The following is a 15,534-nucleotide window of genomic DNA, read 5'->3' as shown; positions in this document are numbered from 1 at the left end:
TTATAAAAATATGAGAATGATATAATATGTCCAAGGAAGTGGGTATTTGTCGTAAGCCCTCAGAATATGGAAATTTTTAGGTGTGAGAGATTTGATCAATATGCAAGGAGTACGAAAAACCTATCAAAACGGCATCCAAGCCTTAAACAACATGAACATACATATTGGGAAAGAGGAGTTTGTGTATGTTGTAGGCCCCAGCGGTGCCGGAAAGTCGACGTTCATTAAGCTAATCATCCGTGAATTGAAGCCGACAGAAGGCACTATTTATGTGAATGAGACAAACCTTGGTGAACTTAGAAAAAAACAAATTCCATATTTACGGCGCAAGATCGGGGTTGTTTTCCAAGATTTTAAACTGTTTCCCAACATGTCCGTGTTTGAAAACATTGCTTTTGCACTTGAGGTTATCGGTGAGCCCGGTAACCGCATCAAACCACGTGTGATGGAAGTGTTGGAACTAGTGCAATTAAAGGATAAAGCTCGTTATAAGCCGCGCGAGTTATCTGGCGGCGAACAACAACGAGTGGCTATTGGGAGAGCTATGGTCAACAAGCCGGCCATCCTGATCGCAGATGAACCGACCGGAAATCTTGACCCGGAAACGGCTTGGAGTATTATGGGTACTTTAGAAGATATTAACCATCGAGGCACTACTGTCGTGATGGCCACCCACAACAGCCACATCGTCAATAAATTAAAAAAACGGGTGATTGCCATCGATAGCGGCAACATTGTACGCGATGAAATGCGGGGTGCATACAGCTATGAAGCGTAGCACCTTTGCGCGACACGTAAGAGAAGGGGTTAAAAACATTAGCAGAAACGGCTGGATGAGCTTTGCCTCCATCAGTGCCGTAACGATTATGCTATTTGTCGTTGGTACGTTTTCCTTGCTGATTTTAAACATGAACAGCCTAGCCTCTGATGTCGAAAACGAAGTTGAAATCCGCGCTTTTCTTGAAATGGACACCGATGAGGATGAACAGGCGGAAGTAATGGAAGACATAGCAAATGCCAATGCGGTGGAAGAGGTTTCATATCTTGACAGGGACGAAGGATTGGATCAATTTATCGACAGCCTTGGATCCGAAGGCGCCGTCTATGAAAGCATCCGGGATGAGAATCCCCTGAATGACGCCCTTGTGATCGAAGCGGCCGAACCGGAACTTACAGAAGCTGTCGCAACCGCCATCGATGAATATGCGGAAGTGGAGACGGTTGAATATGGCGAATCTATTCTTAATCAGTTGTTCACGGTCACAAATTATGTGCGCGTGATCGGCGCGGCTTTGATCGTCGGGTTGTTGTTTACTTCTATATTCCTCATTTCAAACACGATTAAACTTACAATCATTTCTCGCAAAGACGAGATTGAAATTATGAAACTCGTAGGAGCAACGAACAGGTTCGTGCGCACTCCCTTTTTTATCGAAGGGTTGCTCATCGGTGTGATTGGAGCTTTGATACCGGTCGTATCACTTATGGTCAGTTATGTTTATCTCCATGATTTTTTTGATGCGCAATTGCCTTTTATTACAATGGTAGAGCCCTTTCCAATGATTTGGCAAGTGGCGCTTGTATTGATGGGCATTAGCGTTGTTGTTGGTATTTTGGGGAGCCAAATGTCTGTGCGTAAATTTTTAAAAGTATAGCGATGGGGGAGTAATGAAAATGAAAAGAAAAAAAACATTATTGCTTGGCTCCGCCTTTCTGATTGGATTATCCGGTTGGTTGCAACCAACATATGTCGGACAAGCAGAGTCCGTCAGTGAGTTGGAAGAAGAATTGGACGACATCCGTGAATCCCAACAAGAAGCGGAGAATGAAGCAGGAGAGACAGAAGAGGAGTTAGAAGGCGTAGAGGAAGAGTTGACGGAAATCGAAGATGAAATTCGAGAAATGGACGAAAAAATGTCCGCTACTATTGAAGAAATCGGAGACAAAGAAGCGGAAATTGCTGAAGTAGAGGAAGAAAACGAACAGTTAAAGGAAGAAATCGCTGAGCTTGAAGAACGTATCGAAGAACGAGATGAAAGATTGAAGGAAAGGGCCGTGACCCTCTATAAAAATGGAAACGGCACAGTAGAGTACATAGAAGTACTATTTGGCGCGCAAAGTTTCGGGGACTTCATAGACCGAATCCGTACCCTTTCAACGATTGCCGAACAAGATCAGGATATACTCGATGAGCATATTGCCGACCATGAACAACTTGAAGAAAACAAAAAGGCGGTTGAAGAAAATCTAGCAACCTTGGAATCTACGCTTGCAGAATTGGAAACGTTAGAGGCAAACCTGGACGAGCAAATAGAGGACAAAGAAGTTGTGATGGACGGGCTTGATGATGAGCAGCGTCAGTTGCTTGACGACATGGAAGAAATCGAAAATGAAGAAGAAATCTTGGAACAGCAAGCAATTGCCACACAAAATGAAATCGAACGAGAAGAAGAACGGGAACGTGAGAGAGAACGTGAAAGAGAAAAACAACAAGAAAGAGAAAGAGAACGAGAAGCTGAAGAAGCGGCAGTAGAAGAAGAGACAGAAGAAGAAACGGAAAAAGAAACAGAAACAGAAACAGGAGAAAGCCAATCGGAAGTATCCGGTAATTCCGGTTCCGGCGGAGGCGGTACGCTCGCAAGACCTGCATCGGGTCCATTGACTTCCGAGTATGGTCCGAGATGGGGCCGGATGCATAATGGCATTGACATCGGCGGCTCAGGTGTCCCGGTCAATTCAGCCGAATCAGGTGAGGTTAGCCACGTGGGGTATATGGGCGGATACGGAAATACGGTAATGGTTACGCATCAAATTGATGGGCAAACGCTCACGACATTGTATGCCCATCTGGCTTCCACCAACGTATCTGTCGGTGATTCGGTCAGTCGTTCGGAACAGATTGGCATCATGGGGAATACAGGGAATACGACAGGCCCCCATCTGCACTTCGAAGTACATGAAGGTGGTTGGGCCGGATCGGGAGTAAATACGGTCGATCCAATGAAGTACTTATAGCTATACAAAGAATCGAGCGGACATTGGCTTCCGTTCGATTTTTGTGATTTACTGGCATGAATGGTTTAGATGATCGTGAATTTTTTGTCTCGTCCATAAAAGTGTGTTTAAATGGTAGAAAGAAGCATAGCATAGGTAAAAGAGAACGGCAAGCTGGAAACTAAATAATAAAGAAGGCGATGCTTCCGATAGAAATGGATGGGTGTGTGTCATGTTGTTTTCCAAAAGTTGAGATAGAGGTGACAGTATGAACGTTAGCGGAAAGTGGCTCGTTATCTTAGCGAGCGCGATCATTATAGCCGGGTCCGGCGGGGTGATCGCGGGAGTCTCTCTCGGCGAAGAGGGACAAGACCAAAATGTTGCTCCGCAAATGAATGATGAGAACGGGGAATCTTCATCTGAAGAAGACTGGGAGAAAGTTCATCAAGCGCATGACTTGATTATGGAACAATACATCGACGATGTTGACGAAAGCAACTTGTCTGAAGGTGCTATCGAAGGGATGTTAGACGAGTTGGATGACCCCTATTCCGTTTATATGGATCAGGAAACGGCGGGGCAGTTTGAGGAATCGTTGGACAGTGAATTTGAAGGAATCGGTGCGGAAGTTAACATGGTGAATGAAAACGTAACGATTGTTTCGCCGATTCAGGGTTCACCGGCAGAAGAAGCCGGTTTAATGCCGGATGATCAAATTTTGGAGATAGATGGGAATCCAACGGAAGGCCAATCTTTGAATGAAGCGGTGATGGACATTCGCGGAGAGAAAGGCACTTCCGTTGCTTTGACGATCGACCGCCCCTCGGCTTCCGACCCATTTGAAGTTGAAGTGGAACGGGACGCGATTCCAATGGAGACGGTCGAAAGTCGAACAATTGAACGAGATGGCGAAACCATCGGTCTGCTTGAAATTATTTCCTTTTCCACGGATACAGCCCAGGAATTTGAAGAGGCATTAAATGTACTGGAATCCGAGGACATCGATGGACTGCTCGTCGATGTTCGGGATAACCCGGGCGGATATTTGAACAGTGTGCAGGATATCGGCAGTTTGTTACTCCCCGAAGGGGAGACGATCGTACAAATCGAACGGCCTGACGGAGAGGTTATAGCCACTCCTGCTACACTTGAAGAAGAAAAAGATTATCCAATGGCCGTGCTTATTAATCAAGGCAGTGCTTCTGCGTCGGAAATATTGGCAGCTGCTCTTAATGAAGCGGGCGGGTATGACCTGATTGGTGAAACTACGTTCGGAAAAGGTACGGTACAACAAGGATATCAGTTTGATGATGGCAGTGAAATGAATTTATCGATGTCGAGATGGTTAACCTCGGATGGCAACAATATTCATGAAGAAGGGGTGGAGCCAACGATCGAGGAAAGCCAGCCGGAATATTTCTACACGGCCGCCCTTGCTGTAGATGATACGCTCACGTTTGATGATAACAATGATCAAGTGAGAAACGCGCAATATATTTTAGAGGGATTGGGTTTTGGTCCGGGAAGAACCGATGGATATTTTGATGAGCAAACAGAAGAAGCGGTCGTTGCTTTCCAACAAGAGACGGACAATCTGGAGGAAAGTGGGGAAATCGATGAAGAGACTGCACAGCACCTCCATAGCGCAATCGTGGATGAGATTCGTGACGATGAAAATGATCGCCAACTCGATACGGCCATTGACCATTTAGTTAATGAAGTCTCTTAATTTCGGGAAAAAGCAGGAATTCTAAGACTTCGTGTCGAAATACATCCGCAACAGAAGGGTGTATTTCTCTATGTTGTCCTATAAAATAAAGGATTATAGTATAAAAAAAGATGAAGGCTTTTGCTATTTTGCAAAAGCGACGTCTTTCTAATCCTATCAGAAAAGATATATTGATAGGATGGTTGGATGGAAAACAACGATGTTTTTAAGAAGGGGATCAAATAATGGATCATTGGTTTACCGATCTATTGACAGGTATAGGTAGCTTCTTTATTCACCCGTTGACGTATATTGGCTTGTTGGCAATGATAGGCATCGGCTACCGCCGTTTAAAGAGGGAAAGAAAGATGTTCCATACGGCCACGGGCCTTGTTGGGAAAGACGTTTTTCATCGTCTGCTGCCGGGCATTTTGGCAGGGATGGTTCTATCGGTCGTTACAGTGGCTTCCGGTACTGTGCTCACCCCGGAATTCCTGCTGATGACGACAGCGGTCTACCTTGTGCTGGTTGTTATCGGCGGCGCGGGATTTGCCTCGCCTGCCTATGCATTGGGGTTGGCTTTGCTTCTTTCCTACCTTTTGCCTTTAGGTTGGACAACATTTATAGATCCGCTTCCCGTACTTATTCTCATCGCGGCATTTTTATTCACCGAAGGGGTATTCATGCGCTTGCAGTCAAAGCGCGAGCAATTTTCTCCGCTTCGCTTGCGTAGCAAAAGAGGGAAATGGATCGGAGGCCAACGTCTAGATCGAATGTGGCTCATCCCCGTATGCATATTTATCCCCGGGGGCACCTTCGCGACCGAAGGTTGGTGGCCGTTGCTTCCGATTGCGGATGATGTATCGTTATTACTGGTCCCTTTTCTCGTTGGATTTCGATTAACGGCTGTCGGCCAGCTCTTGAGAATAAAAGTAAAAGGAGCCGGGACGAGATTAATAGCGCTTGGGGTGCTGATAACGGTTGGCGTTGCTCTATTTATGTATTTATCCGCATGGGTATGGTTACCGGTCGTATTGATTGCTGTCCTGGGCCGGATTCTTATGCAGGTCTACGAGTACGTCAGCGATCGCATGAAAGATCATTATTTTGTGCCGAGGAACGAGGGGGTCATTATTCTCAGTGTATTGCCCGGATCCCCGGGGGAGAAGATGGGCCTTCTGCCCGGTGAAATGGTGACAAAAGTGCATGGAGAACCCGTCGATACGGAATGGAGCTTCTATCAATCCTTACAGATCAATTCGGCATATGGCCGTATTGAAGTGATTGACGCCAATGGGGAACAGCGGGTAGTTAAAGCGGCTCTGTACGATAATCAACATCATGAATTGGGCTTGCTATTTTTGCATCCCCATGAGGCAAGTTGAATAATGGATGAAAAAAACCTTCCGAAAAAGCATTTCAATGTATCGGAAGGATTTTTGCCATCCACGAAAGCAAATAAATGTTCGATTTTTGCCGGAGTGTGTTATAATAGATCATAAAGGAAAGGTATTGCCAGCGAAGGAGGGTGAACGTTGCAAGAAACGTTTTCACTTGAATCTGCTTATCAACCCGAAGGGGATCAACCTACAGCGATAGAAAAGATTGCAGAAGGAATTAGATCGGATAAAAAACACCAAGTGTTGTTGGGAGCAACAGGAACGGGCAAAACATTTACGGTGTCAAACGTGATCCGTGAAGTGAATAAACCGACGCTTGTCATGGCTCACAATAAAACACTTGCAGGCCAATTATACAGCGAATTTAAATCGCTTTTTCCAAACAATGCTGTGGAATATTTCGTCAGTTATTATGATTACTACCAACCGGAAGCGTATGTTCCGCAGTCGGATACATTTATTGAAAAAGATGCCAGTATCAATGATGAAATCGATAAACTCCGGCACTCCGCGACGAGCGCGTTATTTGAACGAAATGACGTCATTATTATCGCGAGCGTCTCTTGTATATACGGCCTTGGTTCACCGGAGGAATACCGCGATTTGGTCGTTTCCCTTCGTACCGGAACAGAAAAAGGACGAGATGAACTTTTAAATAATCTCGTTGATGTGCAATATGATCGTAATGACATTAATTTTACGAGAGGGACCTTTCGCGTGCGTGGAGACGTTGTGGAAATATTTCCGGCTTCACGGGATGAGCATTGCATTCGCGTGGAATTTTTCGGAGATGAAATCGACCGTATAACCGAAGTGGATGCATTAACAGGAGAAGTGCTTGGCGAACGCAACCATGTGGCAATTTTTCCAGCTTCCCACTTCGTTACGCGCGAACAAAAAATGAAAAAAGCGATCATCAATATTGAGCAAGAATTGGCTGAACAACTTCAGGAACTGAAAAGCCGGGACAAGTTACTGGAAGCGCAACGATTGGAACAACGTACCCGTTATGATATTGAAATGATGCAAGAAATGGGTTTTTGTTCCGGAATTGAAAACTATTCCAGGCATTTAACGTTTCGCGATCCGGGCGATGCGCCGTACACGCTACTGGACTATTTTCCGGACGATTTTCTTATGATTATCGACGAATCTCACGCGACGTTGCCGCAAGTGAGGGGCATGTATAATGGCGACCAGGCGCGAAAACAAGTATTGGTCGACCACGGATTTCGCTTGCCTTCCGCGATGGACAACCGTCCGTTGAAATTCGAGGAGTTTGAAAAGCGAGTGTCCCAAGCGGTGTATGTTTCCGCGACCCCCGGGCCCTACGAGGAGGAGAAAGCGCCGGAGGTTGTGGAACAGATTATTCGTCCGACCGGATTGCTTGATCCGACAGTGAGCGTGCGGCCGATCGAAGGGCAGATCGATGATTTAATCGGCGAGATTAACGAACGGCAGGCAAAAAATGAGCGAGTGTTAGTGACGACGCTTACGAAAAAAATGGCGGAAAATCTGACGGACTATTTAAAAGAAGTCGGTATTAAAGTGAAGTATTTGCATTCGGATATAAAAACGCTGGATCGCTTGGAAATCATTCGTCAGCTACGACTAGGCGAGTTTGATTGTCTTGTCGGCATCAACCTTTTGCGTGAAGGATTGGATATGCCCGAAGTCTCCCTCGTAGCGATTTTGGATGCGGATAAAGAAGGGTTTTTGCGCGCCGAACGGTCCTTGATCCAAACGATGGGTCGGGCGGCACGTCATGTGGACGGACAAGTAATCATGTACGCCGATAAAGAAACGCGTTCCATGGAAGTGGCAATAAATGAGACAAAAAGGCGCCGGAGTATTCAAGAAGCGCATAATGAAAAACATGGAATTATACCGAAAACAATTGAAAAAGCAGTGCCGCAGGCGATTCAGGCTACAGTGGCTGCTGAAGATGAAGGAAGCTATACAACTCCAAAAGACAAGCATATGACGGAAGATGAAAAAGCTCGTTTCATTGAACAAATCGAGGCGGAAATGAAAGAAGCGGCGAAACAACTTGACTTTGAACGAGCCGCGGAACTTCGCGATACAGTGATTGAATTAAAGGGAAAGAAAACATCATAACATCACGAGTGGGTTTTCCCACTTCTCATTTCCCACCTCCCACATCTAGTACAAGGAGTGACCGGAACCATGTCCAAGGAGAGTATCAGCATAAAAGGAGCGCGTTCCCATAACCTGAAAGGGGTAGATATCGCGATTCCCCGTGATCAGTTGATCGTTTTCACCGGGTTATCCGGTTCGGGTAAATCGTCGTTGGCGTTTGACACGATTTATGCCGAAGGACAAAGGCGATACGTGGAATCATTATCCTCCTATGCACGACAATTTTTAGGGCAGATGGATAAACCGGATGTAGATTCGATCGAAGGGCTGTCCCCGGCAATATCCATTGATCAAAAAACGACAAGCCAAAATCCGCGCTCTACCGTGGGGACGGTCACTGAAATCTATGATTATTTTCGGCTATTATTCGCACGTGTCGGTGTTCCGTATTGTCCGAACCATAACATTCCGATCACTTCTCAAAGCGTCCAACAAATGATCGATCAATTGATGGGTTACCCCGAACGGACGCGTATTCAAATTCTCGCTCCATTGGAAGCCGAGCGTAAGGGAACCCACGTAAAGATCTTTGAAGATTTAAAGAAAAAAGGATTTGTACGCGTACGTGTGGACGGGGAGATCCGAGACTTGTCCGAAGATATTGCTTTGGAAAAAAATAAAAAACACACTATTGAAGTTGTCATTGATCGGGTAATTATAAAAGAAGGAGTGGAATCACGTCTCTCTGGGTCCCTGGAAACGGGATTGGAACAATCCGGAGGGCGCGTGCTCATTGATGTCATTAACGGCGAAGAAGTGTTGTTTAACCAACATCATGCTTGCCCGTATTGCGGATTTTCCGTTGATGAATTGGAGCCACGGTTGTTTTCGTTTAACAACCCGTCTGGTGCTTGTCCGACCTGTGAAGGCATTGGCTCTAAGCTGGAAACCGATGAAGAGTTGGTCGTCCCAAACCCATCTCTCACCTTGCGGCAACATGCCATTCTCCCATGGATGCCGACGAGTTCCGATTATTATCCGCAACTGCTCGCTGCCGCCTGTGAACATTTTGGTATCGACATGGATGTCCCGTTTGAACAGCTGTCCACACAAGAGAAAAAAACATTACTGCATGGCAACCGGAAAGAACGGATCTATTTTCGGCATGACAATGAGTTTGGAAATGTAAGAGAACGAAAAATTTATTTTGAAGGCGTCTTGAAAAATATCTCCAGACGATATTATTCCACCTCATCGGATTATACGCGCGAACAAATGGAGCAGTTTATGGTTCGAAAAGCTTGTCAAGCATGTCAAGGCCATCGGTTAAAAGATGAATCACTTGCTGTTTTACTTAATGGGAAGCATATCGGAGAAGTGACAGATTTATCCATTGACAGCGCCAAAGCATATATGGATGCGCTTGATTTATCCGAAAAAGAGATGCAAATTGCCCGGCTCATCATCCAGGAAATTAATAACCGTTTGGGATTTTTAAGTAACGTAGGCATTGATTATTTAACGCTAAGCCGAACGGCTGGGACACTGTCCGGCGGTGAAGCGCAACGCATTCGGCTGGCTACGCAAATCGGGTCTGCGCTAATGGGAGTTCTTTATATTCTAGATGAACCTTCCATCGGCTTGCACCAGCGCGATAACATGCGATTAATTCGTACGCTTGAAAACATGCGCGATCTCGGGAACACAGTGATCGTTGTGGAACATGATGAAGATACGATGCTCGCGGCGGATCATATTGTGGATATCGGTCCCGGTGCTGGTTTGCAAGGAGGGTATATTACTGCAGAAGGATCTCCGCAAACGATCCGAGACCATCCTGAATCCCTCACAGGCAACTATTTATCCGGAAAAAAATTCATTCCTTTACCGTCCAGACGCCGTCCAACGATGGAGCGCAAAATTACGGTTAAAGGGGCGAACGGGAACAACTTGCAAAATATCGACGTCGATATTCCGCTCGGTGTTTTTAACGTCGTTACCGGCGTTTCCGGGTCCGGGAAAAGTACGCTCATTAATGATATATTACGAAAATCCCTTTCCCAGAAGTTGCATCGCGCGAAAGAAAAACCGGCAAAACATAAAAAAATCGAAGGGACTAATGAGCTTGATTTCGTCGTAAACATTGACCAGTCACCGATCGGACGAACGCCACGGTCCAATCCGGCGACGTACACCGGGGTGTTTGATTATATCCGCGAGGTATTCGCCATGACCAACGAGGCGAAGGTGCGAGGCTATAAAAAGGGGCGCTTCAGCTTTAATGTTAAGGGCGGCCGTTGCGAAATGTGCCGGGGAGATGGCATTATTAAGATAGAGATGCACTTTTTACCCGATGTGTACGTGGAATGTGAAGAATGTGGCGGAAAACGTTACAATCGGGAAACGTTAGATATCCGCTACAAAGGGAAAGATATTGCGGAAGTATTGGAAATGACCGTCGATGAAGGCGTGGAGTTTTTCGAGAACATCCCCAGAATCAAACGGAAATTGCAAACGTTAAAAGACGTGGGCCTTGGGTATATTAAGCTTGGACAACAGGCCACAACGCTATCTGGCGGGGAAGCTCAGCGAGTGAAATTAGCCTCTCAACTGCATCGACGCACAACCGGCCGCTCCCTTTACATTTTGGATGAACCTACGACCGGCCTCCATATGGATGACATTCGCCGTCTATTGCAAGTATTGCAGCGCCTCGTTGATAATGGAGACACAGTCATCGTTATCGAGCATAACCTGGATGTCATTAAAACGGTGGATCATATTATTGATCTGGGGCCTGAAGGGGGAAATGGTGGCGGTGAAATCGTCGCGACAGGCTCCCCCGAAACAGTAGCCGAAGTGGAACGCTCATACACCGCCCGATATTTAAAGCCGATCTTAGAGAGGGAAAAACAACGGATGGAAGCGTTGGAAATGGATGAAGCCGTCGTGAAGTGATTTTTTCAACTGGCATTGGGCAGTTAATGATCGTATTAAAAAGGGAAAGCGAGGAAAAAATCATGCAAGAAGAACGTAGAATGATTCTGCAAATGGTGGAAGACGGCAAAATCAGCCCGGAAGACGGAACAAAGTTGATTAAGGCATTGTCATCGGGAAAGGAAAAGGAAACGACGACAAGTTCGGCGACCTCGCGAAAAAGCAAAGATGAAAACAAGACCGAAACGACCGATCGTACAGATCTAAGCACGAGAATTGATTGGGATCAAAGCAATCGTCATCACGATGAATATTGGAGGAGACACCGGGAAGAACAAGGGGATAAAGGTTCACCTTTGTCTGAAGGGGCTCGCTGGTTTACGGAATTTGTGGACTCCGCCGTTCATAAAATCAAAGAACTCGACCTCGACTTCAATTTTGGTAGCGCTCAAGAAATCAATCATATTTTCCAACATACGAGCATGAAGGAGCGAATGTTTGAACTATCGCTTGAAAATGGCTCGATTGATCTTCAACCTTGGGACGAAGTAGATGGAAAAATAGCGTGTAGCGCCAAAGTCTATAAGGCGGAAAATGAAGAGGATGCCCGTCGTATTTTTCTTGAAGAAACGGTTTTCGAGACCGTGGATGATGAACTCCACTTTTATACGAAATCGAAAAAAATCAAGCTGCAGGCAACGGTATACGTGCCTCGTGAACGCTTTGAAAAATTATCATTGTATACGTTTAACGGCCATTTGCAAGGAAATGGGTTAAACAGCATCACATTGTCGGCAAAAGCCGTAAATGGAAGTATAAACATGGAAGGTGTCCATGCTGATATGCTTGAAGTAGAAACGGTCAATGGTCCCATTGATATTGACGGGGCTTCAAGTGAGCGTGCCGACTTGCGTACCGTACATGGAAGTATTGATATTAACGGGGACATTGAAGATCTTGATGCCGAATCCGTGAATGGCTCCGTTAATTGTCACTTTCATAGAAAAGAAGGCGGGCACGTTTCGTTAACGGCAACGACCGGATCTGTTTTTCTTGCAGTACCGGAAGAAATTCGCACAGAAGGAACATTGAAAACAAATGTCGGGAACTACCATTGGAAGCTTCCGAATGTGGAAGTGCTCGATGAAAAGCGGGATTTTATTCAAAAAACATTAACGTTGGTTTCCAACCCGGATGAACCATCGGTATTGCGGGTAGATGCCGGCACAAAAACAGGATCCATATCTGTAAAAACCCATGACCGTTAAATGGGAAAGCGAGAAAGGCGGGAGATAAATGAAACGTTTGGTACGTTCTGCCAATAGTCGCATCATCACCGGCGTTTGTGGAGGCATTGGCCAATATTTTAATATTGATCCGATCATTATTAGGGTATTAGCCGCGATTAGCCTGTTTATCAGCCTGGGGATCACGTTGCTTATTTATTTGTTAATGACCGTGTTGGTTCCAAGTGAAGGAGACTTTCGTTCCTAATGGGTTGTCTCGTCAATATTGTTATCAATGCCGTTGTTTTAATTGTCACAGGATTGATTTTTACTGGCTTTGAATTGGAAAATGTTTGGGCAGCGTTAATTGCTGCTGTCCTACTCTCAATTGTCAACATGATTGTTCGTCCGATTCTGGTCGTTTTAACCCTCCCGGTAACGGTCCTGACGCTGGGTATTTTTCTCTTTGTGATTAATGCTGCCATGCTCATGTTAATCGCGTGGATCATGGGTGGTGCGTTTGTCATCGATGGATTTGGAACAGCTATACTGGCAGCGGTCGTAATGGCCATTCTAAACGCGATCATCAATGTCGTGTTTAATCCGGCGAGAGCTTAATCGAAGGGCACCTTACTACACAGGGTGCTCTTTTTCATGATCATGAGACCCCCACATCGAAGTTACCGATCGAAATGGTCGCCATGAGACGTTCATGAAGCCCGAAGCGAGGGTCGTCCGCTCGATAGGGTCGCCATGAGGCGTTTATGAAGCCCGAAGCGAGCATTTTCCGACCGATAAGGTTGGCATGGAGAGGTCATGAGACCTAACTCACGCAGTATCTGATCGTAAAGTAACCAAAAACGAGGTTACCTCGCCTAAAATCAATTACTCATTCTCGCAAACTCCGACCATACCATTTTCGATGCAAAACGTGCTACAATGAACAACGTGTGATGATTTTGTAAAAAACATGTCGTTGCCTACTACTTATAAAGTGAAACTTCCATCAGATGGGGTTTTTTCCTCTGATGGTTAGTTGAACAGATCAGGATGTTAGTCGCCCGTTTTTCCGGAAGGCAGAAATCGGAAGCCGGAAGCCTTCCGGATATCAGATGTCGGATGCCGGAAGTCAGATGAAAGTAAATTCCTGGAAGTCCTTGATGCTTCTTCGAAAAATCATCCATCTGACTTCTGGCCTCTGAAATCTGACCTCCGGGATACACATCCGAGTTCGGAGGGAACAAGATGGCTAAGGTCACGGCAAGAGATTTAATTGATCGTTTTTCGCTGGAATTGTTAAGTGGTGAAGAGGGGATTTACAGGCCGATTACCACGAGTGACATTTCTCGCCCCGGGTTGGAAATGGCCGGTTTTTTCACCTATTATCCGCGCAGGCGATTGCAGTTGTTAGGCCGCTCGGAGCTTACGTTTCTTGAACAGTTGGATACTGAGGTCAAGCTGGAACGCCTGGATAAATTATGTACGGCAAATACGCCCGGTGTGATCATATCCAGAGGTCTGGAAGCATCGCCGGAGCTGTTAAGTGTCTCGGAAGACTCCGGTGTTCCAATTATGCGCGCCAATGATACGACGACACGAATAAGCAGCCAGCTGACTGAATTTCTGGAAGCACAACTTGCAGAAACGACGGCAGTGCACGGTGTGCTGGTGGATATATATGGAATTGGAGTCTTGCTTACCGGGGCCAGCGGGGTTGGCAAAAGCGAAACTGCGCTGGACTTGGTGCGAAGAGGGCATCGGCTCGTTGCCGACGATTCGGTGGAAATCAGTCAACAGCACGGTGACACTTTGATGGGTCGTCCGCCTGAACTGATTAAGCATCTGCTTGAAATTCGCGGGCTAGGCATTATTGATGTCATGACTTTGTTTGGTGCCGGGGCGGTACGGCCGTTTAAACGAATCACTCTTAATGTCCACCTTGAGCTTTGGGATGAGGATAAGGCATACGATCGGTTAGGGATTGACGAGGATACGATGAAAGTCATTGAAACCTATATCCCGAAATATACGATTCCCGTACGCCCCGGGCGCAACCTGGCGGTGATCGTAGAAGTCGCCGCCATGAATTTCCGCTTAAAACGAATGGGGATTAATGCGGCCCAGGAGTTTTCAGATAAGTTAACGGGTGTAATTGAAGATTATGACCGAGATGAATTTTGACAAATAAATAGGGCGTGAAGGATTCGCGGGAAAGTAGAATCACACTGAAGACTCGAACCAAACAAAATGACAAACATCGAAAAAATTAAATAGGGAGGTGGCCATCCGGATGCTTTTTCATGCACAGCCGCTGGATCCCGTAGCCTTTGAAATTGGGGCCTTGTCTATCCAGTGGTATGGTATTCTAATCGTACTGGGAGCGGCCATAGGCTATATTATAGCGACGAGGGAAGCAAAAAAACACGGTTATCCGGACGATTTATTTGCGGATTTGCTTATTTGGGCGATTCCAATTTCCATTATCAGTGCCCGTCTTTATTATGTGATTTTTCAATTTGACTATTATGCAGAGAATCCGGCGCAGATTATTGCCATTTGGGAAGGCGGTTTAGCCATTCATGGAGGGTTAATCGGGGCCGTAATTACAGGAATTGTTTTTGCCAAACGACGTGGTTATTCATTTTGGAAACTCGCCGATATTGCCGCGCCCAGCATTATACTTGGGCAAGCGATTGGCCGCTGGGGCAATTTCATGAATCAGGAAGCATACGGGGGAGAAGTTTCCCGGGGATTTTTGGAAAACCTCCTGTTGCCGGACTGGATCATCGATCAGATGTTTATTGAAGGCGCCTACCATCATCCGACCTTTTTGTATGAAAGCATTTGGAACGTGCTCGGTTTTGCATTATTGATCTTCATTTTACGGCGAATGAACTTACGTCGCGGAAATGTCTTTTTGGCGTATGTCATTTGGTATTCGTTCGGTCGCTTCTTTATCGAAGGGATGCGTACGGATAGCTTGATGATCGGGGATTTCTTACAAACGGCGCAAATGATTTCCGTAGTGCTTATCGCGGGGGCCATTTTTTTGATGGTTTATCATCGTAAAAAAGGGATCATGGAGGCACGCTATTGGGATAAAGACGAGAAGCTTATACAAAAAAATAAGAAGAAAAAGAAGAAAAAGTGAGTTTGGAGTAGGGGAACG

The 15,534-nt window shown here is 45.9% G+C and carries 12 protein-coding genes; all 12 read left to right on the top strand.

Translation table 11 applies throughout. The annotated features are described in order from the left end of the window. Positions 1-91: 91 nt before the first annotated feature. A complete protein-coding gene (ftsE, locus tag DT065_RS09875) occupies positions 92-778 on the top strand; it encodes a cell division ATP-binding protein FtsE (RefSeq protein WP_114372956.1) in 687 nt (228 codons plus the stop codon). Further along, positions 768-1,655, top strand: coding sequence for a permease-like cell division protein FtsX (gene ftsX, locus DT065_RS09870; RefSeq protein ID WP_114372954.1), 888 nt, complete (start codon positions 768-770; stop codon positions 1,653-1,655). The genes ftsE and ftsX overlap by 11 nt, the downstream gene beginning before the upstream one ends. 19 nt (positions 1,656-1,674) lie before the next feature. Further along, a complete protein-coding gene (locus DT065_RS09865; protein ID WP_114372952.1) occupies positions 1,675-3,015 on the top strand; it encodes a murein hydrolase activator EnvC family protein in 1,341 nt (446 codons plus the stop codon). A gap of 247 nt (positions 3,016-3,262) precedes the next feature. Next, positions 3,263-4,723 carry a S41 family peptidase gene (locus tag DT065_RS09860; RefSeq protein ID WP_114372950.1) on the top strand — a complete coding sequence of 487 codons (1,461 nt, stop codon included), beginning with the start codon at positions 3,263-3,265 and terminating at the stop codon, positions 4,721-4,723. 224 nt (positions 4,724-4,947) lie between these two features. Then, positions 4,948-6,087, top strand: a complete 1,140-nt coding sequence (locus DT065_RS09855) for a PDZ domain-containing protein (protein ID WP_114372948.1) — start codon at positions 4,948-4,950, stop codon at positions 6,085-6,087. Positions 6,088-6,237: 150 nt separating this feature from the next. Beyond that, positions 6,238-8,220, top strand: a complete 1,983-nt coding sequence (gene uvrB / locus DT065_RS09850) for an excinuclease ABC subunit UvrB (RefSeq protein WP_114372947.1) — start codon at positions 6,238-6,240, stop codon at positions 8,218-8,220. A gap of 69 nt (positions 8,221-8,289) precedes the next feature. Further along, positions 8,290-11,160 (top strand): excinuclease ABC subunit UvrA, encoded by a 2,871-nt coding sequence (gene uvrA, locus DT065_RS09845; RefSeq protein ID WP_114372945.1) that lies wholly within the window; start codon positions 8,290-8,292, stop codon positions 11,158-11,160. A 62-nt stretch (positions 11,161-11,222) separates the two neighbouring features. After that, the gene (locus DT065_RS09840; RefSeq protein ID WP_160112486.1) at positions 11,223-12,407 is read left to right on the top strand and encodes a DUF4097 family beta strand repeat-containing protein; all 1,185 of its coding nucleotides are present in this window, start codon (positions 11,223-11,225) and stop codon (positions 12,405-12,407) included. 28 nt (positions 12,408-12,435) lie between these two features. Then, on the top strand, positions 12,436-12,633 hold the full coding sequence (locus tag DT065_RS09835; protein WP_114372941.1) for a PspC domain-containing protein: 198 nt from the start codon (positions 12,436-12,438) through the stop codon (positions 12,631-12,633). Continuing rightward, positions 12,633-12,983, top strand: a complete 351-nt coding sequence (locus tag DT065_RS09830) for a phage holin family protein (protein ID WP_114372939.1) — start codon at positions 12,633-12,635, stop codon at positions 12,981-12,983. The genes DT065_RS09835 and DT065_RS09830 overlap by 1 nt, the downstream gene beginning before the upstream one ends. 627 nt (positions 12,984-13,610) lie before the next feature. Next, positions 13,611-14,546, top strand: a complete 936-nt coding sequence (hprK, locus tag DT065_RS09825) for an HPr(Ser) kinase/phosphatase (protein WP_114372937.1) — start codon at positions 13,611-13,613, stop codon at positions 14,544-14,546. Between the two features lie 109 nt (positions 14,547-14,655). Further along, positions 14,656-15,516 carry a prolipoprotein diacylglyceryl transferase gene (gene lgt, locus DT065_RS09820; RefSeq protein WP_114372935.1) on the top strand — a complete coding sequence of 287 codons (861 nt, stop codon included), beginning with the start codon at positions 14,656-14,658 and terminating at the stop codon, positions 15,514-15,516. The last annotated feature ends 18 nt before the right edge of the window (positions 15,517-15,534 follow it).

Source organism: Salicibibacter kimchii (assembly GCF_003336365.1).
In the GTDB taxonomy this organism is placed as follows: Bacteria; Bacillota; Bacilli; order Bacillales; family Marinococcaceae; genus Salicibibacter; species Salicibibacter kimchii.
The sequence above is the reverse complement of the archived record's forward strand: the minus strand, read 5'-3'. Positions and strand labels throughout refer to the sequence as shown.